The 21,176-nt window shown below is 42.9% G+C and carries 17 protein-coding genes; all 17 read right to left on the reverse strand.

Annotated elements, in window-relative coordinates:
• Nucleotides 1–2 precede the first annotated feature (2 nt).
• The 17 genes from DXA36_RS04380 to DXA36_RS04460 all read right to left on the reverse strand — a co-directional run bounded on the left by DXA36_RS04380 (nucleotide 3) and on the right by DXA36_RS04460 (nucleotide 21,122).
• On the reverse strand, nucleotides 3–1,427 hold the full coding sequence (locus DXA36_RS04380; RefSeq protein ID WP_243114564.1) for a lipopolysaccharide biosynthesis protein: 1,425 nt from the start codon (nucleotides 1,425–1,427) through the stop codon (nucleotides 3–5).
• Between the two features lie 220 nt (nucleotides 1,428–1,647).
• The gene (locus DXA36_RS04385) at nucleotides 1,648–3,936 is read right to left on the reverse strand and encodes a YfhO family protein (RefSeq protein ID WP_118676701.1); all 2,289 of its coding nucleotides are present in this window, start codon (nucleotides 3,934–3,936) and stop codon (nucleotides 1,648–1,650) included.
• A gap of 23 nt (nucleotides 3,937–3,959) precedes the next feature.
• Nucleotides 3,960–4,634, reverse strand: a complete 675-nt coding sequence (locus tag DXA36_RS04390) for a DUF4956 domain-containing protein (protein WP_118676703.1) — start codon at nucleotides 4,632–4,634, stop codon at nucleotides 3,960–3,962.
• Between the two features lie 17 nt (nucleotides 4,635–4,651).
• Nucleotides 4,652–5,350 carry a polyphosphate polymerase domain-containing protein gene (locus DXA36_RS04395; RefSeq protein WP_118676705.1) on the reverse strand — a complete coding sequence of 233 codons (699 nt, stop codon included), beginning with the start codon at nucleotides 5,348–5,350 and terminating at the stop codon, nucleotides 4,652–4,654.
• Nucleotides 5,347–7,260 (reverse strand): CotH kinase family protein, encoded by a 1,914-nt coding sequence (locus tag DXA36_RS04400; protein ID WP_118676707.1) that lies wholly within the window; start codon nucleotides 7,258–7,260, stop codon nucleotides 5,347–5,349. The genes DXA36_RS04395 and DXA36_RS04400 overlap by 4 nt, the downstream gene beginning before the upstream one ends.
• 84 nt (nucleotides 7,261–7,344) lie before the next feature.
• Nucleotides 7,345–8,244: an alpha-1,2-fucosyltransferase gene (locus DXA36_RS04405; protein ID WP_118676709.1), complete on the reverse strand. Its 900-nt coding sequence runs from the start codon at nucleotides 8,242–8,244 to the stop codon at nucleotides 7,345–7,347.
• 123 nt (nucleotides 8,245–8,367) lie between these two features.
• Entirely contained in the window at nucleotides 8,368–9,888 is a 1,521-nt protein-coding gene (locus DXA36_RS04410; RefSeq protein WP_118676711.1) for an ATP-binding protein, read from the reverse strand.
• Between the two features lie 134 nt (nucleotides 9,889–10,022).
• Complete coding sequence (locus tag DXA36_RS04415) at nucleotides 10,023–11,039, reverse strand: glycosyltransferase family 2 protein (protein ID WP_118676713.1); 1,017 nt, start codon at nucleotides 11,037–11,039, stop codon at nucleotides 10,023–10,025.
• A gap of 757 nt (nucleotides 11,040–11,796) precedes the next feature.
• Nucleotides 11,797–12,384 carry a serine acetyltransferase gene (locus DXA36_RS04420; RefSeq protein ID WP_118676715.1) on the reverse strand — a complete coding sequence of 196 codons (588 nt, stop codon included), beginning with the start codon at nucleotides 12,382–12,384 and terminating at the stop codon, nucleotides 11,797–11,799.
• A gap of 72 nt (nucleotides 12,385–12,456) precedes the next feature.
• A complete protein-coding gene (locus tag DXA36_RS04425) occupies nucleotides 12,457–13,599 on the reverse strand; it encodes a glycosyltransferase family 4 protein (protein ID WP_118676717.1) in 1,143 nt (380 codons plus the stop codon).
• On the reverse strand, nucleotides 13,600–14,688 hold the full coding sequence (locus tag DXA36_RS04430) for a glycoside hydrolase family 88 protein (protein WP_118676719.1): 1,089 nt from the start codon (nucleotides 14,686–14,688) through the stop codon (nucleotides 13,600–13,602). It abuts the gene before it with no gap.
• Between the two features lie 12 nt (nucleotides 14,689–14,700).
• Nucleotides 14,701–15,870, reverse strand: a complete 1,170-nt coding sequence (locus tag DXA36_RS04435; protein WP_243114565.1) for a polysaccharide pyruvyl transferase family protein — start codon at nucleotides 15,868–15,870, stop codon at nucleotides 14,701–14,703.
• A 48-nt stretch (nucleotides 15,871–15,918) separates the two neighbouring features.
• Nucleotides 15,919–16,917 (reverse strand): glycosyltransferase family 2 protein, encoded by a 999-nt coding sequence (locus DXA36_RS04440; RefSeq protein WP_182478927.1) that lies wholly within the window; start codon nucleotides 16,915–16,917, stop codon nucleotides 15,919–15,921.
• Entirely contained in the window at nucleotides 16,914–18,023 is a 1,110-nt protein-coding gene (locus DXA36_RS04445) for a glycosyltransferase family 4 protein (RefSeq protein WP_243114566.1), read from the reverse strand. The genes DXA36_RS04440 and DXA36_RS04445 overlap by 4 nt, the downstream gene beginning before the upstream one ends.
• A complete protein-coding gene (locus tag DXA36_RS04450) occupies nucleotides 18,020–19,249 on the reverse strand; it encodes a hypothetical protein (RefSeq protein WP_118676727.1) in 1,230 nt (409 codons plus the stop codon). Before DXA36_RS04450 ends, DXA36_RS04445 begins: the two co-directional genes overlap by 4 nt.
• Before the next feature lie 12 nt (nucleotides 19,250–19,261).
• Nucleotides 19,262–20,179, reverse strand: coding sequence for a glycosyltransferase family 2 protein (locus DXA36_RS04455; protein WP_118676729.1), 918 nt, complete (start codon nucleotides 20,177–20,179; stop codon nucleotides 19,262–19,264).
• On the reverse strand, nucleotides 20,166–21,122 hold the full coding sequence (locus tag DXA36_RS04460) for a glycosyl transferase GT17 family protein (RefSeq protein WP_118676731.1): 957 nt from the start codon (nucleotides 21,120–21,122) through the stop codon (nucleotides 20,166–20,168). Before DXA36_RS04460 ends, DXA36_RS04455 begins: the two co-directional genes overlap by 14 nt.
• Nucleotides 21,123–21,176: the final 54 nt, after the last annotated feature.

Here is a 21,176-nt window from a genome sequence, read left to right on the forward strand (position 1 = left end):
TTCTATTTACGCCATTTGCCTGCCATTGAAGATATCTTTTCTCTAAACATGCCATATAAATATTTAAATTCATTCGTTCTGCTGAAAAACAGAAGAAATACACTATTAAAAATCACAGAAATAATTACCGCCATAACGATAAAGGAAAGAATGGTTAAATTCTCTGGAAAAATATTTCTGCATACTATGCAAAAGGCACCTGCCAGCAGAATAACTGCTATATACTTAACCGCATCAATAAAGTAACCTGCCGTCTTTCTTTCAAAACACACTCTGTATATAATTACAGGCCTGATAAAATTGGCCAGCAGGCCTGATATAATCGTTCCTATATATACTCCAACCAATCCGATCCTTCTGACGAGGACTATGGAGATAACGAGATTTACCGCCCCCTGAACCAGAGGCAGATATTTGTCCTGTTCAAACACTCCCGCTGCCGTTTTAAAATTAGATAATACCACACGTTCCCCTTTAAAATAATAATCTATCAATATGGCTGCCGTAACGGCTCCGGGAAGCATCCATTTATCGCCAAGCCACAGCCGGATTAACGGAGTCAGTAAAATATAAAAGCCCACTGCTGAAAAACCATAAATCCAAGAGGCAAAAAACCGGTAAATGCAAAACATACTGTACTGCTTCTCTTTCGACTCTGTTGCTATCAGATTTCCAAAGCTTGATATCACCGAATTGAATATAATATTAACAAAATTGGATACGGAAGATATAACCAGGTTATAATTATCTACCACACCCGACATAGCTACATTGATAAATCCGGAAATTATTATGGAATCTGTCTGAAGCCGTGCAACATCCCCTACCTTATGGCAGACAAGTGCACCTGTTTTCCTCTTTATATCGGTAGTTTCCTCTTTAGAAAGTTTTTCCACATTTTGTTCTTTTAAAAAAGGATATTTATGATTAAGATAAATATTTGCAAAAATCTTTTGAGCCAGCTCTATAACTGATGCGGAAATTAAATAGCCATAAAAACTCGAAGTGGCCAGAATTACAATGATCTGGACCAATGTCGTTGTTATTTTGGTTATTGTTATAACGTTTGACTGGATATAATTTTTCTGTTCTGCATTTGGTAAGCTGTACTTATACGCCACAAAATAAGAACTTACTGTATTAAACAGGAAAATAAGGTAAAAATTAATTAGGTCCTGGTTACTGTCAATACCAACCGGATCTTTAATAATATATTTAAGAAAAGGAACCAAAATCAGACCTACCGCTGCCACAATTATAGCAATCATTCGGTAAGCCTTTTTATAAAACTGCATATAAGCTTTTATTTTCTCTTTGTCATGCCTGGCAACAGGAGCATAGAGGCTGAAATTTATAGCAGTACCAACTCCTAATTCCGCCAGGGATAGTACAGACAAAATATTGGTATACGTGCTGTTAATCCCCAAAAGAGTCTCATCCAGACGCATAATAAATACATAACGCAAGCCTGCGTTCAGCAGCAGCGTTATAATATTACTGACATAACCAAACAGAATATTTCTGGCCGCATATTTTACTCGTCCCATTCACTGCTTCTTTCTTTATTCAGTAGTTTTACTATTTTATCATATCATAGCTGATTATTCCACCTCAACTGCTGATTTTAATTTTCCTCAACTGCTGATTTTAATTTTCCTCCCCTTTTACTGATTTTAATCTTTTTCCCCCTTTATATAATATCCACAATACAAAGAAAACTATCGTAGAAATCAGACCTGTTATTAAATCATAATTTATATACACAAATTTTATTTCATTTAACCCATTTTCCAAAGGAATTGCCATCATCCCGTTTGTTTTAAGGATTTCAACCTTATTGCCATTTACATAGGCTTTATATCCTTTATCATATGGTACGCTGAAAAAGGCATATTTCTTCTTATCTGCGGATATGGTACAGGCAAAGCCGCCCGTGCTTTTTTCCAGTGTTTCGGAAGCTTCCCGGTTCCTTTCCTGCACATATTTTTCTATTTTTTCTGTAGTTATTTCCCCTTCTCTGTGTGGATCATATTTTTGAAGTAGTTCTGAAACTTTATATTCCTCGTCATCTGAAACAATAATGCATTTCAGCATCGCGGCAGGGCGGATTTCATTGGGAAGCTGCAAAAAGTCCGAGCTTGTCATATACATATTATATGCACTTCCTATAGGTACAGCCAAGTCATATTCATATAAATAGTAATCCTTATCCGAACTGCTCACTTTTTGCAAATACCGGGTGTCTTCTTCTATTTCCGTAGAAACATAATATTTCCCTCCCAACAGTTCCCGTGTTCCCTCCGGTGTTTCCGGTGTAAATACCGGCCTGGAGGTACCCAACGCTTCATAAAAGTCATAAATGGATGCATTTACCATGGAAGTGAAAGAACCTGTTCCCGGCAAAGATGCTGTCATAAGCAATGTATTATCGCTGCTGTCCAGACGGTAGCGGTCATCCGGCAGCGTAAAATCCTGAAAGGCCATGATCCGGCTATAGTACTGCTGAGACGTCTGCGTTGAGATCCGGTGATAGAGTTCTGCCGTATATCCTGTTGTAAATATGCTGAAGCTTATCACAGCACAGCACATACAGAAAAAGTAACTTCTCTCTTTCTTTATCCCAAAAGTGATCAAACATGTCAGCAGAACACCCATGATCCCGGTTATTGACCAGACAAGGAATACCTTGGGCTGATATATGAGCTGAAATTTGTTTTCAGACCACCAAAAAGAGCCGATTGTTATAAAACACATAAATAGAAACAGGAGAAAGGATACCTTCTTTATGGGGTAGTCTTTTCTGTTTTCCATAACTATGGCTGAAGCCAGGCTCATTAATAAAATAAGCATATACAGCCACCGATGATAATTCGTATCCGAAAACATGCCAAAAGCACTGTTTATAAGGGGTATCCCTGTGGCGGCGATACCAATCAGCAAAATCCTTCCCAGCCAGTTTTTCCAGTTTTTAAGGAGGTAGCACAGAACCAGTGAAAGCCCTATCATCGGCAGATAAGCGGACCAGGATGTCCAGTCATATTCTTTAATACAAGACTGCGAACACATCAGTTCTCCCGGGAACAGCAGGGTACGTATTATCTGTAAAAAATCCCTGTTTCCCGAATAAATCCAATGATCCACAGGGAGCAGTCTGGTAATTCGGGGATTCTGCATCGTAAAGAAAACCGAAGGAATAAAAACGATACCTGCCATTCCCACTCCCAGGATTCCCTCTGCGAAACAGCTTCCTATCAGCTTCCGTTTCTTCCATAGATGGATGCCCTCTCTGCATAAAAAATACAGGATGAGAAAGATTACTTCCTGAATAAAAAAGTAATAATTTACAAAAGCATTCACAAACACAGCGAATGCCAGTATCCCCTTTTTCCCTTCTTTCGCCAGTTTTTCATATCCGATTAGCAAAAGGGGGAAAAATGCCACGGCATCGTGAAAATGGTGAAAAATAAGATTTACGCACTGAAAGCCGGAAAAGGCATACAGCACAGCTCCCAGCGCAGCATACTTTTTGCTTGTAAAGCGCTTTATATATCCATAAGCCAGGGTGCCTGCAGCCGCATATTTCATCATGTACAGCCAGCCCACAAGAAAGGGATAATATTTGGCAGGGAACAAAAAGGATATCCATGCGAAAGGGCTTCCCAGCACATAAAACCCTAACGCCCCCACAAAACTGGAACCCAGATCGATACTCCAGTTCCACAGGAACCCGCCGTTTTTCAGGGAATTATTTGCAAGCATATGAAACGGTATCTGCTGTTCATTGAAATCATTACTCAATGTAAAAATACCATTCCCCCTTATCATTAGAAGGGCAAAGCTTAGCATGGCTATCATAAAATTCATTATAAAAATTTTCAGGTAATCGGAATGTAATCCTTTTTTCATTATGGTAGTTATACGTTTATCAGACTTCATTTATCTTCTCTTTTTCTTTTCTATCAGTACGTCGCTTCGCCGTCATGCGCCAACAGGGAAACGGAAAGCATATGTTCCAGCCCGTTCACTTCTTTGATAAGCTGACTTTCATTTTTTGTCCGTAGTTCGACGATCATGCTCATCTTGCTTCCTGACAGGTTTCTGGATTTAACTTTACTATACTTGCTGTATTTCCTGACCGCAGCAAGAATCTGCTCTTCTGCATCACAGCTGTCTGCATTAACTACAAGCAGCATTGGGGTCGATACTGCCGGCATTTTATCCAGCAGCAGGATTCCCAAAGTAACTATAAGTGACAAAATAACAGCCACCTCCGCCAGGCCGGCCCCGCAGATAATTCCCACACTTATAGACCAGAACAAAAAAACCAGATCCATCGGATCTTTAATAGCGGTACGAAATCTGACAATGGAAAGCGCACCTACCATACCGAGGGAAATTACGATGCTGAACTGTATAGTCAATATCACCGCTGATGTTATCATACATAACATAGCAAGTGAAATATTAAAATTCTTAGAGTAAAAAGTCCGTCTTGTAACGGTACGATATATTAAAAAGATATAGAAGGCCAAACAGGCCGTAATAAAGAACACTACCATTATTTCCTTAAAGCCAAGCTCCATGCTGGAAAAGCCTTCAAGGAAAGAATTTTTAAAGATATCTGCAAAACCCATTTCTGAACCTCATTTCTTTAAATTGTATATTTTCGGCAGAGATAATACTTGGAAAACGCAGTTTGCACCATATGTTCCATCTGCAATGTATTATAAATATAGTCAGGCAAAAATTCGTCGAATTTTACCTCCAGCAAATGTTGTCCGGATGGCATAACAGGACGTGTGGCCAGGTCTTCCTTCCAAAATTCCTCTACCTGAGAAGAAGATCGTATATTTTTATCAAATGTAATCCTTACATTTCCTTCCCTGCATATATATGGCACTCTGTCATATTCCACAATAATTTTAGGACGGAATATACGGGTCATACCATTCAGAAAAAATTTCTGTACCACCCTGGATGAACTGCCTGCAATCTCGGTCCACTGTCCTTCTGCCATGGCCTCCGCTTCTTTTTCTGTAACAGGAGAGGATTCCTTCTGTATCTTTGCTCCTGCCTTTTTTTTAATTTCCAAGTGAATGCGGCTTTTATCGTTATTATAATACCGGAGCCGGTACTTTTCTCTCGGGTTGTTTCCATCCTCCTTTTCATAAAATGCACTGTTATAGTAATCATCAAAATACAGGCTTCTTATAGTATAAAAGCCATTACCCCCCACATGAGGATCCCTGGCAAGAATGACACTTATTTTTTCTTCCATTTGCAGCATCTGTAAGTCGGAACAGACATATTTTATTTCATAGCGGTACTTACCTGTGCCTTGCTCTCTCATCTGATTTTTCTATTCCTCTTTAAATCTGCAGCTATTAGTAAAATTAATATAATCACCAGTAACGTAAACAGTATAATGCCATGTCTGCTGAAAATAAAGTCTGATATTCCATTTTCCGAATGAGGTGTGCTAACAGCTCCAGTATCATCAGGAAGCTGGAATTCCTCAATTCTCTCTAAAGCAGGAAGCGTATTTGCCTGAGACTTCATAAAAGATATTGTTTCGTCCTTCTTATAAGAAAATGAGGTATCCAAAAATTCCAATCGTTCCTGAAGATAGGATTCCAAAAATAAGACATTTGTTTCCAAACTGGCTTCCGGCATAAATATACTTCTTTTACCAGGCCAGCAAAGCTTATCCATGTTGATGGAAGGTCCCAGTGTCATGATTAATTCATCGATTTCCGTATCCACGATTTCCGATAAGGCAGGCCGTACACGCTTCTCCCACTCCGTAAACACAGCCTGACTAAATTCTTCATTCCCGCAAAGTCTCGCATACCACCTGCTTATTTGATTGGATGTCAAAGAATTATTGATGGCAAAAAATTCATTTCTCAGATCAAAACCTCTCCCCATTGTATTGTCCAAATCCCATACGGGACCATCGAACAACAGACTTTCATCCTCTTTTCCTTTATACATATAATGGCTTGTCACACCCATATCCAAATCTTCAAAGATTTCTTCAATCAGATACATCCTGGCAAATGATTCCTTATCCAGATACTCGAAAATACCTTTTCCCGTATCCGGGTTAACATAATCCTCGGCATATAAAGCAGCTAACATTTCTTCGTACCAACTATCCAGAAACAGATATTGGCTTTCCGTAATTTTTTTGGGATTATGTATGACAATAGGTTGTCCGTTTTCAAGATAAATAACATTTTTTTCATATATGGCCCGCTCCGGATAATCGACCTCCATTAAATATCCATCATTAATAGCAATTCTGTTTCCATTCACTTCAATTCGTTCGGTTAATTGATATAGGCCCCAATACTGTTCATTTATATATAAATCTATGAATCTGCTGTCCGGTGTATAAAGAAGCCCTGTCCTGTCTGCCAGCTGAAATCCTATTTTATTTCTTATGATTGCGCCATCGTAAAAATTTGCAATCAGTATCCACTTCTTTGCATCCTTCATTCCCAGCAGGCCCGCATTGGAATGGGTTTCTAAGCTGTAAGACTTTTTGGGCACCTCCCAGGATGTATTTCCTCTGCCGCCCAGCTTATCCATCTTATCGGAATAAACTTCTTTACCATTTTCCGAGGTAATAGTAATAAATCCGCTTTCCTTATTTCCTTTTTCAGAATTTATATACTCCATGCTTCCGCTTTTGGTTGTTATATAAACAGCGGGTAAATTTGCAGAAACCAGAAATTGTATGTTTGCCTGTTCTGTTATTTTATTTTTCGGAGAGTATAAAACAATACTATATTCTTGATTAGTTTCAAACTTGTCCAGATAATCCCCATCAACTATATCGGTTCCATTTATATTCACTTTGCCGCCGCCATGAATGCTCATTCTTATCCTGCCCACATCTGTATATGACGGTAAAAAAGCATAATATAAATCATCTTTGTCTGCCTTATTTACTGCTATTCTGTAAAAGCTACCCTCTCCGGCCACTTCAAATCCTACCTGACTCAAAATGCCGGAATCCTGTTCCTTATCAACAGCTTCTAATTTTATAAAAAAGACAGAACAAATTACGAATAAAAACAAACTTGCAATTCCAAAAATGCTGTGCCTTATCCCCATTAACCCTCCGATTGTGTATCCTATACAATAATATGTTATTTTGTAAACAACTAATAAATTGGTTACTGTTCCTCTGTGACCAGTAACATAAATTGTACTACTATAGCATGGTTTTTTCAACTTTATTGTTTCAGACATATACAACGGTAAATGCCAAACTGTTAAACTACAACGCCAGATCCCATAATTATTTCGATATTTTCACTATATTAAGTCTAATTGTTAAACTATTCTGCCATCTCCGTCAATTATCACCCAATTTTCCCACAATTCATGCATCATCCGCGGATTTATTTCCTGGCTGTTTTTATGCTTGGCCGGCCTTATTACAATCTTCCCTTCTGTTTTATTCAGCCTGGCCCCCCAGAAGCTGAATGTGCTGTTCGCACATATATTATGCCTGCAGCAGCTCATAAGTTCCATATCATAAAAGCTGTCGGAATCCTTATTCCAGTCAACTACAGTATACTCAGTTCCCGTATAATTAGCGCGTAAATACGCCGTATCATCGGAAAACAAATAAAAATGCGGATCCGGTACATGATCTCTTATATATTTTTCAGCCGCCTTATAATAATCCCCGGTACAAATCCCTCCAAACATAGCCGCATTCTCAGGATCCAGATAATCCCCCCGCCTGATATGAATACTGACTGAATTTTCTGTCTCCATTTGTTTTTTAGTATTTATATTCAGAATATTCTGTGAATTAGGGAAACATATTTTTTCCTGAAGCAGAGGCATAATATCATGGTAATATTTTTCACAAGCCCAATGCCCTTCCAAATAGGCATCCGTCTTCTCAAAAATTTCCGGATGATAGATACCGCTTTCATAGAAGTGCTTGTTTTTGGAAGGAAACAGTTTACGCTCCAACTTACCGGCAAAACCATTCCTGCCAAGGACGGATTCTTTTTCTGCAGGGCTGCAGGATTCGTATTGCAGGTGTTCAAATTGATTTAATTCCAGAGAACGTCTGGCCAGTACCTTTTCCTGCATGGATGCGTCTTCAAACCAGGATATATCCAGTTTTGTTTCCTTACCGGCAGACCTGAATTTCTCGTAGAGAGCATATTGCTGCATTTGATTTCCCAAGCCGCCCATAACTCTGATAATTATCATATATTCATCCTTTTTTCAGTTTATTTAATAAATTATCCTCTTCATTAAAATTTTCCATTTATTTAAGAACCCAAATTATTTTGTCTGATTATTTATTGGTTTTCTAGTTATTTTTCTTTAATTTTACAATAAATAATATTTTGTCCCACGATTTTTTCCATCAGACTTAATAATTTGTAATTCACAGAATCTTATCAAATAACGCCGTGTAGTTGATTCTGCCATACCCGTCATTTTTGCCATTAATTTAGTAGTAACATAATCCTTATTATCAAATGCCTTAATGAGCTGGTCATAAAACAATTTTTCTTTATCGCTCACTTTATCGCTCACTTTATCGCTCACTTTATCGCTCACTTTAGTTTTTTGCTCAAAGCCGCTACGGATAAAGAGCGTTGTTATCAAGTAGGTTCTGTCCTTATCCATCTCAAATTTCGGTAATGGTGAACCGTTTTTGGTCAATTCACGCAGCATTTTGGGAATGCCAGTCCCTTGCTTTTCAGATAAGTCAATTTCTTTAAACATCTCACCAATCCGCCGATTACGGTACTTCCGTGCTCTTACTTTACCAGCGGCAAATTTCTCCGGATCAATCCATTTTGCAAGCCCCGGATAGTTTATAATCTGTATACTGTCTACATAAATACGGATTTCAACCGGTTCAGGTTCTCTGTATGACTTATGGAAAACCGCATTTACCAGCGCTTCTTCCAACGCATTATAGGGATAATTATAATACCGCTCCACTTCAGCCTGATTCTGAATTTTTACAACCTTTTCCTCTATTACATTTGTTTTGATGTAATCCAACGCATCCCTTACCTGCTTCCATATCGGGCCGGTAAATGTCTTTTCTATAAAATCATCGGAGGCCTCTGCCTCTACTGTATTAAATTTTACCAAATCAATCTGTGCACCGGGTATTAATTTTTCCGGTCTGTCTGTAAACATTAAAACTCCAATATTGCGTATATCAAGTTCCGTATCGGTTTCATTCGCGACCTCTTCAGCAATCAAAAGTTCTTCCAATGAGTATTTATTTAAATCCTCAACCAAAGAGCTATTGCTTTCACGTAAGAAATCTTCCAAATATCCCCTGCGTATATGCCCAAGTGAAGCCGCCCTGTTTACACGGTCATCAAAAGGAATAGAATTAAATTTATCAAATAAGTCTGCTAATTCTTCTTTCTTTGCCGCCGTTGTCAAAGAAGCCGGTCGGATCCAATATTGCATCCGCTTATCATTTTTCTTCCCTTTACTTGAATAAACATCCACAGGCGCCTGATATGGGCCGCTATCTCCTGCAGAACACCATAGATATAATAGATGCACCCCGGAATTCTGGTAATCAACTACTTCGATTTTGGGGATATAACGTGGTACAATTTGGTTGCAATATTGGAATATTTCCTGTTGGATAGAATCCAATTCCGCCAACCGCAGTCCTTCTACCGGCAATACGGGGATGCCATCCTTAGCTTTTACACCTATCACTATATATCCGCCATTCATATTATGATAATCATTGGCAAAAGCACAAACCGTACGGATAATGTCGTTAGGATTCCACCCTTCTTTATATTCGACCCGGTTTTGTTCCACTATACGACCGGCAAGCAAAGTTTCTATTTTTAACGGGATCATATAAAATCTCCTTTCCCTACATCCGAAAATTGTCAAACAATTCAAAAAACAAACAATATTTTTCCCAAATTATCAGACTTTTTTCTCAAATGCACTTTATTATCGCAACAGTTCTGACAGCCCCTTGTATCCCATTACCTAATTTCAGCTAAATAGAAGATCCATTTCCCTACTGCACACCGCCGCCAGGCCGGCTTTTTCATAACCCACAACAGGATCTTGTTGACGCTTTCCTCCGGGTGGATTCTATAGCCGGCGGCAATTTCTCCCACGTGTGTTTCTTTGCACATTTCGCATATCCTGTCTGCATACCCCTTTTTTCCGCCGCGCAATTCATTTTTCACGGCAAGCATCAGCAGGAACAGACTTTCCGGTTCCCATTGGTCCTCCCAGCCTGTCACGCCTTTGTCGATAAAGATATCCCGGATGGTCCCCAGCAGCAGGCGTATCCCACTATACATGGAAGGGTCGTATTTATGCACCATTGATGAGGGATAATATACATAATGGTAATGAAGCGCCCCCTCCAGTATGACCACCCTTTTACAATCCAGAAGGGCAGGAAGAACAATGTTGACATCCTCCCCCATTTTTATAGCAGGATTGCAAAACTTAAGATTATCCACAATCAGCTCTCTGGAAAAGAGCTTCATACACCGGGACATGGAAATTGTCCGGCGTTCATTGCCCAAAAGCCGGCTTTTCACTCTGGTTTCCAAATCCTGTCCTTCATAAACTCCCGGCGGAAGCTCATGATAATGGCTGGTAACCTTATCCGCTTTTTCTATAACAAAATTGCCGCAGATAATTTCTCCCGGCCGGCCGGAAGCCATCTGAAGCATTTCTTCTATCATGTCCGTTTCCACCCAGTCATCACTGTCTATAAAGCAGAGGTAATCTCCGCCGGACGCTTTCACTCCTGCCATCCAGGCGGACATTAACCCTCCGTTCTCTTTATGAATAACGTGAATCCGATGATCCAATGCAGCATACGAATCACACATTTGCGGGCTTTTATCCTTTGCGCCATCATCGACAAGAATAATTTCCAGATTCTTATAGGTCTGGTTCACAATGCTGTCCACACAACGTTCCAGATATTCCTGCGCATTATATACCGGGACAATCACGCTGATTACTACTTGGTTCATTTATCCGCTCCTAACGCTATAAACGGTTCAACTGTATGAGTCAAAAATCCCGCTGCAAGCAACGAAGCATAAAGCTTGTAGCATTGCAGAGCGCAACGAACTAAAGTTCGTGGGTATTTGACCCTCGCGGCAGTCGCCAAATATCCATGCAAGCATGGCTACTTGGCTCGTTGCTCGCGGGAATAAATAATGCAAACTACGCAAGTGCCAAATGATCCTCTGCCCGTTGTCCGTGCAGCGCTCCCGGGACTGAAAAAAATTTTCGCAGGGACGTCAGACCGGGCATTCCGATGAGTCCAGGGACGTCAAGTGTGCCAGATGAGGCTGACACACTTGACTGCACTCATCTCCATAATAAATTACTAAAGTAATTCGAAAGGTACCCGCGAAAATTCCTTTTCAGTCCCGGGAGCGCCGCACGGACAGCGGGCAGAGGGTCATTTGGCACCTGCGTAGTTTGCGTAAATAACATTATAAAGACTGATAAGCCGTCATATTTTCTCAACATTTGATAGTTTATATAACACTTGTATATTTATTCAAATATGTAACTATTAATTTCATAAAATATAATTGACACTTCTATAAAAACACAACATATCACTACTGCCATGCATTCTTATCACACTTTTAATTGCATTCATATTATATCTGCGCAATATTCACTCTTTATTTTTATCAATTTTACATTTTTAATTAATAAAATAATTTGTGTTGTATTTTCTGACAATTAATTACTTTTATTTTATTTTTCTCACTATTCAGTCAAATGCAAAACCTTCCCCGGAACCCCGGCAACTGTTGCACCTTCCTGCAGAACATTATGAACCACCACGCTGCCTGCGCCGATCGTAACGCCATCAGCAATCCTTATATCACCGATCACGGATGCCCCCCAGCCGGCAGTAATCCCTTTGCCGAGAACAGGGCTTTTTGTACCCGCTCCCGTATTGCCGATACAGAAATTACCGGTAATACGGCAATCCGCACCGATCCTGGCATCTTCATTCACTACAATCGGTGCAATATGATAAATCATAAGCCCTTTATCAAAACAGTTTTCGGGTATTTCAAAGCCAAGGCGGTTGCCCAGCACATATTTTCTGCGGTGGTACCAGATAAAAGCCATCTTATCCCACAGCTGAAGCAGCCGCGGAGAACGCCCCCCGCAGGTACTCCGGTTTTTATGGTACTCCGCATGCCTGAGCGTCCACAAAAACTGCCATATCCTGTAAAACTTCGACCGCAGCAGCCAGGCCTGCAGCCGGGATCCTTTTTCACCGCCGAAATACAGTGCCTTCTCATATGCCAGATATTCTTTCAGTTCCTTTTTATTCCGAATCATGATACTCCTCTGGTTAACCAATTATGGTATTGGTTCGTAACCGTTCAGCCAGATCTGCCTTACGGTCGCCAATTACCAGTTCAACTTTCCGTTAATCACATCAAATACCTTCCGGTTTACTTTACGGTAATCAAACTGGAGTGACTTCCGATATGCGGCTTCTGCATATGCCTCATAATCCATTAAAATTCTATCCATAGCGGTATGAATTTTTTCCACGGTTCCATCCGTAACCTCTGCATCTCTGCCATAGGTAAGGACCTCTTTAATTCCGCCCACATCCGTGGTGATAACCGGCAGCCCCAGGCTTATAGCCTCCAGTATGGTCATAGGTATCCCTTCAAACGTGGAATTCATTACCAGCACATCCGCTTTCTTCATCTCCTTTTGCACTTCATCAGGAGTAACCGCACCGGCAAAGCGGATACGTTTGCTGCCTTCCGCAAGGGCTTCCATTTTCCTGCGTTCCTCGCCGTCACCGAGTACCGTTAAGCTGCACACTCTGTCATAGCTTTTTACCGCCTCTATTATGGGTCCTACATTTTTAACAACGGATAATCTGCCGGCGTATAAAAACCGGACTTCGTCATGCAGGCGCCGCTCTGTATAAGGCTGCACGATAATGGAATTGCCCACATGTACCGTGTTTTTATTATAGACGCTGTACGCTTCCAGTGTTTCCTGTTCCAGGACAAACACAGCCGTGCTTTTCTTAATGACATGGATTAAAAAGCCCTGAAATGCTTTTCTTATCAGTGGGGCTTTTTTAAAGAAACGCACCCGCTGCCACATATTCAGGTAGGTGCCGTGGGAAAAAACATAGCACACGGCGCCGGGACAGAGAAAGCGGACAGCTCCGAAGGCTTCCGGCGTATGGATATAATTGCAGTCCTCTTTTTTAATTCCGATGAGTTTCCGGTATTTCCATAATCCCTTCACATATTCCAGACGCAGCGACTTTTTCACACTGCCGAGATCGGCGGAGGCCCGGGTTACTGCCAAAAAGGAGTATTCCGATCCGCCTGTGGCGATTGGGATTATCTTACCCACTTCTTCCGGATTACAGGATACGCCCACCAGAAGTATGTTCTTTCTATGCTCCGGATACTCCCGGGACAGAAAGGCCAGGAAATTTTTTATGCTTGTTACCTGCCCTCCTACCGGATAATCTCTGTAGTTGCAGGTATCATAAAGTATCAGGCGGGATTCTTCCATTTACATCTCCTCCATCATCCCGAACAGACGCAGCACAGGCCCGTCCGCCCAGGGATAATTCCCATAGCGCTGGGGATATTGGCTGAAGCCTTCACATTCTGCCGAACATTGCTCCACCCTGCCGTTCTTCATCCGGGAAAGCAGGTACTCCCCCGCTTTGTATACATTTTCCTCGTAGCGCTCCTCCAGACTGCCAAACTGTATGCCCCGCAGCAGCGCACAGGCAATCATTGCTGTGGCAGATGTATCCCCGGGGCCTTCCCGTGCCTGCAGCTGCCAGGGAAAGCTTCCGTCATCTCTCTGAAAGGGTACGGCCGCCCCGGCAAGCTTTTTAAAATGCTCCCTGATAAAACTGAATTGAGGTGTTTTTTCAGGCAGATAGGCAAGGCTTTCTGAAATACCGGACATAAGCCAGCCGACAGCCCGTCCCCAGCCAATGATTCCGTATTTCATCCCGGTATCGCTGTCAAAGCCATGATAGGGAAGCCCGGATACTTCATCCAGGCCATCCTCCAGAAAATGCACCATTTGCGCGACTCCCAGCTTAACTGCGGCTTCTTCTCCCGTCATTACGCCGTACCGGCAGAGAAAAGGGCATATCATGCCGATACCATCCGCATAAATATGGCTTCCGTCCTTCATTCGATACGGCAGATTTCCTTTGGTGTCTCTGGGATATCTTAACAGATAGGAAGCAAGCCGCTCCGAACCTTGTCTATATTTCTCGTTGCCTGTTTTTTCATATAACTCAAGAAGAGGAACTCCGTTCGTCACATTATCAAGGTAGAAAACCGGCATATCAAGCCTCAGCCATTTTCCAAGGTATTGTTCCAGGGCTTTCATGCTTCGGGTATCCGCAGTCCCCCGGCAAACCTCCGAAAGCCCTCTTGCCAGCAGTGCATTGGGCCAGAAAAAACGATCCACCGGCGGGATAGGCCGGAATAACAGATATTTTTTTAGAAAACGTTTTGTTTTTTCTTTTTTGTCTATCCTGGGATAAATAAACAGCTCTTTACAGACACGTTCCTGTAAGGCGTTGATTTTTTGAATCGTATCCGTCCTCTGTATCAGTTCCTGTAACCGTTCCATACAGTTATCCCCTCAATCCGCCAGTTTTCCAAGAATTTTTCCAATTTGTCTGGTACGCTCCAGATAAGCCGGCATCACCTTCCGGAGACGCGCTTTCACCGCAGCCTCCCTGTTTTTAAGCCACTCGAACCCGTCAATCAGTTCCCCTTCCCGGCTCAGGCTTTGAACCGGAAGGACATAATTTTCCCAGGTGCCGAACAAATCTGCCGCGATTCCGCGGGCTTTTACGGAATAGCCTACTACCAGTGTAGGTACTAAAGACGAATAGGCAGCTATTGTAGAATGGGTTCTGGCACCGATAAAAAAGCGGCACCGTGCAATATATCCTTTTAGTTCTTCACAGCTGCAATCCTCAATCAATACAACTCTGCCGGTTTGGCTGAAATCCTTGTAAAGACTCTTAAGTACCGTTCTGTCGTCGTTATTCTTCCATATGACATGGGGTATCAGGGCAACGTTCATATCGGTAGTCTCCAGTATATGGTTGATGAGCACTCTGTAATTTTTCATGGTGATGCCTGTAATCGTTTCCTTTTCCACCACCATGGGGCTGATGTTAAGCCCCACCATATTTCCTTCTATAAAGGCCTCCGGAACCGGTTTTTTAACCATATCCAGCAGGAAAGCCGGATCCGGTATCAGGTACGTCCGGTCCTTCAGCCCCGCCTCCACAAGTGCCTGCCAGGTGATAGATTCCCTGGCAATGATACTGTTATAACGCTTCATGTCGTCAATGATATCCGGATCGGTTAAAAGTTCGGGTTCAATGGAGCATCCCAGCAAAACGGTTTTGCTTCCCAGTTCCGTGAACATCTGGTTAGCCAGCTTCAGATCCTTCAGCAGAAGGTCATAGCAGTAATTGTCTCCTCCGATGGAGACAGTAAGGCTTCTCAGATTTTTACCGGTAACCTCCCGGAAACGGTACCGCAGGGCCGCTTTCGGGTCGTGCAGAAGCCGTTCTTTCAGATAATAATATACATGGAGAAAAAAATGTTCCCTGATTTTCTTTTCTTCCACCAGCGTACATAACCCCTTCAGTGAGTACTTCTCATCTTCCTGTGCACTGTTGGTGACAAGGATTGCCGGCTTGGGAAGCATTTTACATACCGTGTTGGCAATGGCCTCACATCCGTGATTGCCGCTGCCCGCATGCATGTACAATACAATTTTATCTTTTTTCAACGGATTACTCCTTCCTGGGTTAACGTTCAGGTAGTCTGAGCTGTGCATTCAGCCGCAGCCGCCTTTCCATATATGATACAAAAACAGATAAAGAGAGGGGGCATGCAGGAACAAAATTCCCTTTCCTTTATAGCCAGCCGATAACCCTTTCCATGCCTTCCTGTCTGCTGCTGCTTCTCTTGCTGCCTGTTGGCAGCGCCGCGTATAAGAAGCCCGTTTTTTTCGTTCCTGCCCGGAAAGCATAGCCAGTTTTCCTGCGGTCAGGAGCGCTGCCTGAAACATGCAAATCCTGCTTTTATACACATACTCGGGATAGATCTGCTGTAGTTTTCCACAAGCCGACTGCCAGCAGGTGATCTGATCCATATAGGACGGGCGGAACCGGGAAAACATTGCCCCATCCTCATTCCTGTAATAACAGTATTCCCGGGACTTCACTAGGGAAACCCGATTCAGACACGCAAGCAAATCGACCAGAAAAAGTAAATCTTCTCCAATCGTCAGCCCTTCCTGAAACCGGACAGAACCAATGATCCGTTTATCAAAAAGGATACTCCAGCATCTGGTATTTCCTGAAAGGAGGTAATTTCCGGCATATTCCTTAGCCGTTAATACCTGATAATCCCCGCTGCCGGACGCCGCCTTCCTGTTCCGGTCCAACTGTCCCCGGTCCCCGTCATGCACCTCCCGGAATCCGCATACGGCCAGATCACTTTTATCCTCCTTTATGCGGGTTACAAGCTTGTCCAGCATTTCTTCCCCGATCCAGTCATCCGCATCCACAAAGGTGACAAACTCTCCTGCCGCCTCTTCCAACCCTAAATTCCGTGCGGAGGAAACACCTCCGTTTTCCTTTTGAATCAAACGGATCCTGGTATCCTTCCGGCACCATTCCCGGCAGATATCCGCACTGTTATCCCGTGATCCGTCGTCGATAAGCAGTATCTCCAGATTGGCACAGGTCTGGTGCACAATGCTTTCCAGACAGTCGGAAAGATAGGCTGCTGCGTTATATACAGGTACAATAACCGAAATTTTATCTGTCACCTGGACAATTCCTCCCAGTACGCTGTGATACGGCTGTCCCAGTCAAAACGTTTTACATTTGCATATCCCTTCCGGACAAGGCTTTTGCGCAGTTCTTCCTCTTCCAGGACACGGTTCAGGCATTCCACGGTCTGTTCATAATTCTCCGGATCGGTCAGAAGCCCTGCATCCGACACCACTTCGGTTAATGCGGTCCTGTCGGAACAAACCACGGGCACGCCAAGCTGCATAGCTTCCAGAGGAGGGAAACCGAAGCCTTCGATCAGAGAAAGGAAGAGAAACGCCCTGGCGCCAGCCAGAAGGCTGTGCATATCCTCGGTACGTTCGATATATTTATAGCAGGTTACGCAGGCGGCGGCCTCTTCACTGATTTCATAGCCTTCGGTACCCGGAATCCCCACCACCACGAGTCTGGCCGGCTCCGCAGCCTGATGAAAATACATATCATAAGTTTTCAGCACGCCTGCCGCATTTTTATGGGGCAGGCCGGATGCCGTGGCATAGATATACGGGCCATCCGGGCTGAGCGCACAATTGCCGCCGGAATTTTCCATCCGGTTCAGGCCATTATAGATGACTTTGACTCTGCTGCCGCTTCCCGGGCACATGGAATCGATCTCCTGCCTGGAAAATTCAGAAATGGTGATGATCCGATCCGCATGCTTCATAGAAGCCTTCAGCCGGCTCATAATATACGCGTTTTCCACCCGGTTTAGCACTCCCGGAAAATGTTTGTCATAATAAAAAGGAATCAGATCATGGATGATGACCGTGTCCTTTCCTTTGTAAAACAAGGGCCGGTAGCCTCTTGGGAATAGAATGCGGTCCGCCCGATACTTCCGGGCCTTGCCGGGAACGAGAAACAGCTCCCACACAATACAGGTGAGTTTATTCAGCGGATTTCCTTTCATGGGAATAAAGTGTATGCCAGGAATATCAAAATCCTTCCTGTTGTATTCATTTCCCAGTACAATAATCTCCCCGCAGTGCTCCCCATCCCTGTTAGTTGCCGTCAGATGCTGTATCAGGCTCTGTGCAAGGTTATATATCCCTATGCTTTTTCCTTTTCCCTTTACCAGCTTGAAGCAGTCAATCACCAATCTCATAAGCCGCACCTTTCCCTTTTTCTCAGGAACCGCCATCCCTGCCACCAATACTCCTCCCGGATTGCTTCCGTCTGATCCGGTGCCGCTTTACCGCTCCCGCCCCGCCGGACTTTTGTGTGCAGCATATCGCTCCACCAGGCCCCCATTAAAAAGAGCGCATAATTCCGGCCAAGGTATACGGAAATAAAATGTGCCTCCAGCATAGTATATAAGGCAAAACCGAGTACCATCATAAATCCCATATAATTTTTCTTTTTGTAACACTGCCAGATCAGCAGGGCGTACATAATGACATAGGCAGCCCCCGGTATGATGCCATACCAGTAAAACAGGCGGACATAGCCCATATCGAAATATTTACTGTTTTCGGGACGGGAGAACAGGCTCCAGTTGCGGAGGATTCCCCCTCCTCCTTCCAGGGTATTCATACTGGTTATCCGGCCGGTAAAAAAGCGATCATAGGGGTAAAAGGGGCCTTCATAAGGCTCATAGTATGCCATCCATACGGATAATCCCACGCAGATAAGAAAAGCGGCGATCCCTGCTGCGTATATCAAACGCTGATCTTTTAGTTTTTTACTATAAGCTAACAGTACGGAAAGGAAAAGGGTAAACAGCATAATCATTATTCCTGTTCTGGACTTTGTGGGGATATACAACAGAACCGCTGTCAAAAGCAGTACCCCATACATCCAGAGTTTCATATTTTCCCAGTACAGGTATACCCCTAATGTAACCAGTACCCAAAACATACAGTAAAAAGCATTCGGATGACCTAATCCAAAACAATATCGGATGCCTCTGTCACCTTCATCTACAATATACATCGTTCCGAAAAGGCCGGATACGGCTGCTATTACAAGCAGGATACATCCTGTTAAGGTAATCCAAAACGCAGTCTTAAGTGTTTTGTTTACATCCATATCTTTGAATGCAGCGCAGAACACCACAAGCCTGACCGCTTCATCGCGGCCCGAAAACAGATAACATAATCCGGCCAAGACGATAAAGGCAAACAGCCACATCCATTCTTTTAACGAAAACCGGGTAAAGCACACTTTTATGAGAAAAAGAACAAAGGTGATACGGAATAGCTGTCCCTCAACAGGATTAATGTACGCACTTTTATCTATAATTACAATAATAAGTTCTAATATCAGGCCTGCATAAAAACAAAAGTTCCCGATTCCTGTCAGCCTGTCTGCCGTACTTTTTTCTTTACCCATCCCTTTATCCTTTCAGACTACAGTTTCCTTTCTTAATCCCAGCTTGTGCATTGCTCCGTACCAAAGCCCAAGTATGGTATTTTTCCAGAACCAGACAACACCCTGCTTCCAATAAGAGCCAAAGGAAATCCTGCAGCTTTTAGCCATTTTCCATCCCTGTTTAAACTTTAGGATCTGCAGCAGCATATAATCCCGGCAGTCCCTGCTTTCCCACAGATTATATTTTTGATATAAATACTGCATATCATTAAACTTGCGAATATCCTTTTCCTTAAACATTCCGGTATATTGTTCTTCATGGATACCAATGGATATAAGGGCCTCCCGGGTATGAACAACAACAGGATTGTTCTTCAAAATATCAAAATACAGGAACATATCGGATGCCCAGTTGCTTTTTTCATCGAACCTGGCATTGCATGCCCTATAAATGGTAGCGCTTGGTGCACCGATCTCATTGCCCAGAAAAAGATTTCTATAGTCACGCTTCAGGCGATCCGTATACCATTCCTTCGCGTAACGTTCATAGGAATCCTTCTCTCCCTGACCGTCAAAAGACACCTGCTTCGTCCCGCAAAAACCTAAGGATGCTTCCGGTTTGTTATCCAGAAGAGCCGCCAACTTCTCCAGGCTGTCCGCTCCGGTAAACCAGTCATCGCTGAACATTATCTTAATATACTCGCCTTTGGCTTCGGCAAGCGCTCTGTTCCAATTGAAAATATGCCCTAACGGTTCCGGATTATGGATATAGCGAAGCTTCTCCCCCCCTATTCTCCCTATCAAATCCGATATTTCATCATTTGTGGAATCATCGGTGAGGATAATTTCATAATTCTCATATTTCTGTATACGGATCGATTCCAACAGGCGTTCGACCTCAGAGACATTATTATAAGCAGGTATGCATATGGAAACTTTAGCTTCCGGCATGTAGTATCCTCCGCAGCACCTTTTTCACGCAATGACCTGCCTTAAAAAATCCCCGCCGCATTGTCCCCGTCACATGGCGAATACCTTTTTTGAAAGGTGCTTCTTCCTTAAGAATCAAAAACTCATATTCATCTGTATGTTCACGCAGATATCGGGGAAACGTCTGATCTATTTTCACCAGGGAAAAAGAGGCATCTCTGCCGAAAATATCCTTTCCGTCCTTAATCCGATCCGCAACATCAGACAGCACTTCAGCCTTATTGTATTCCTGATGGGCCGCACTTCTCACCTTATCGGCCACACGTTTTTTAACATCTTTTTCCCCGTGGCCTCCCATATAACCAAAATGCCAGCCGCCGTCTTCTACACGGATACCGCATTCCTTTCTTTCCGGGAAACGCAGTTCCCCCAGCTCTAATCCCTGTTTCTTAAGCAAGCCAAAGCAGCACATTTTGGAGCCGATCCACTTTTTCCTTTTGACGCCCGGAAACTCTCCCGCATAGGACAGCAGATTACCGGAAACCTCTTCCATATTGAGATAACAATAAAATAAACGCTGTGCAAAATGATATATTTTATTGTTATCAAAATGTGCGATGATTTCCTTCACCTTTTCAGGATTCGGTATCTCATCCAAATCACTGAAAATAATGATATCATCATCCGAACAACCGATAAGCCCTCTTCCTACTGCATTCTTCTGAAAAGTATCCCTGTCATGGGTATATCCCGGCGGTGTGTCATCGACCACCACATGAATAATCTTCTCCGCAAATTCTGCAAACATTTCTTTATTTTCTTCATAATAAAGCGGTTTGGCTTTCCCGGAAAAAGTTTCTGTTGCCTCACTGATTACAAACCGATCGACTACCGGATCCATAATGTGCAGACGAAGCTTTAAGATATCAAGTTCATTAAAAAACTGAAAACAATCATATACCATATTTATTCCTATCCGTTGATTACTGCGGGGTATTTGACCGGCTAAGAAATCGTT

This window comes from Eisenbergiella sp. OF01-20, assembly GCF_003478085.1.
Lineage (GTDB): Bacteria > Bacillota > Clostridia > Lachnospirales > Lachnospiraceae > Eisenbergiella.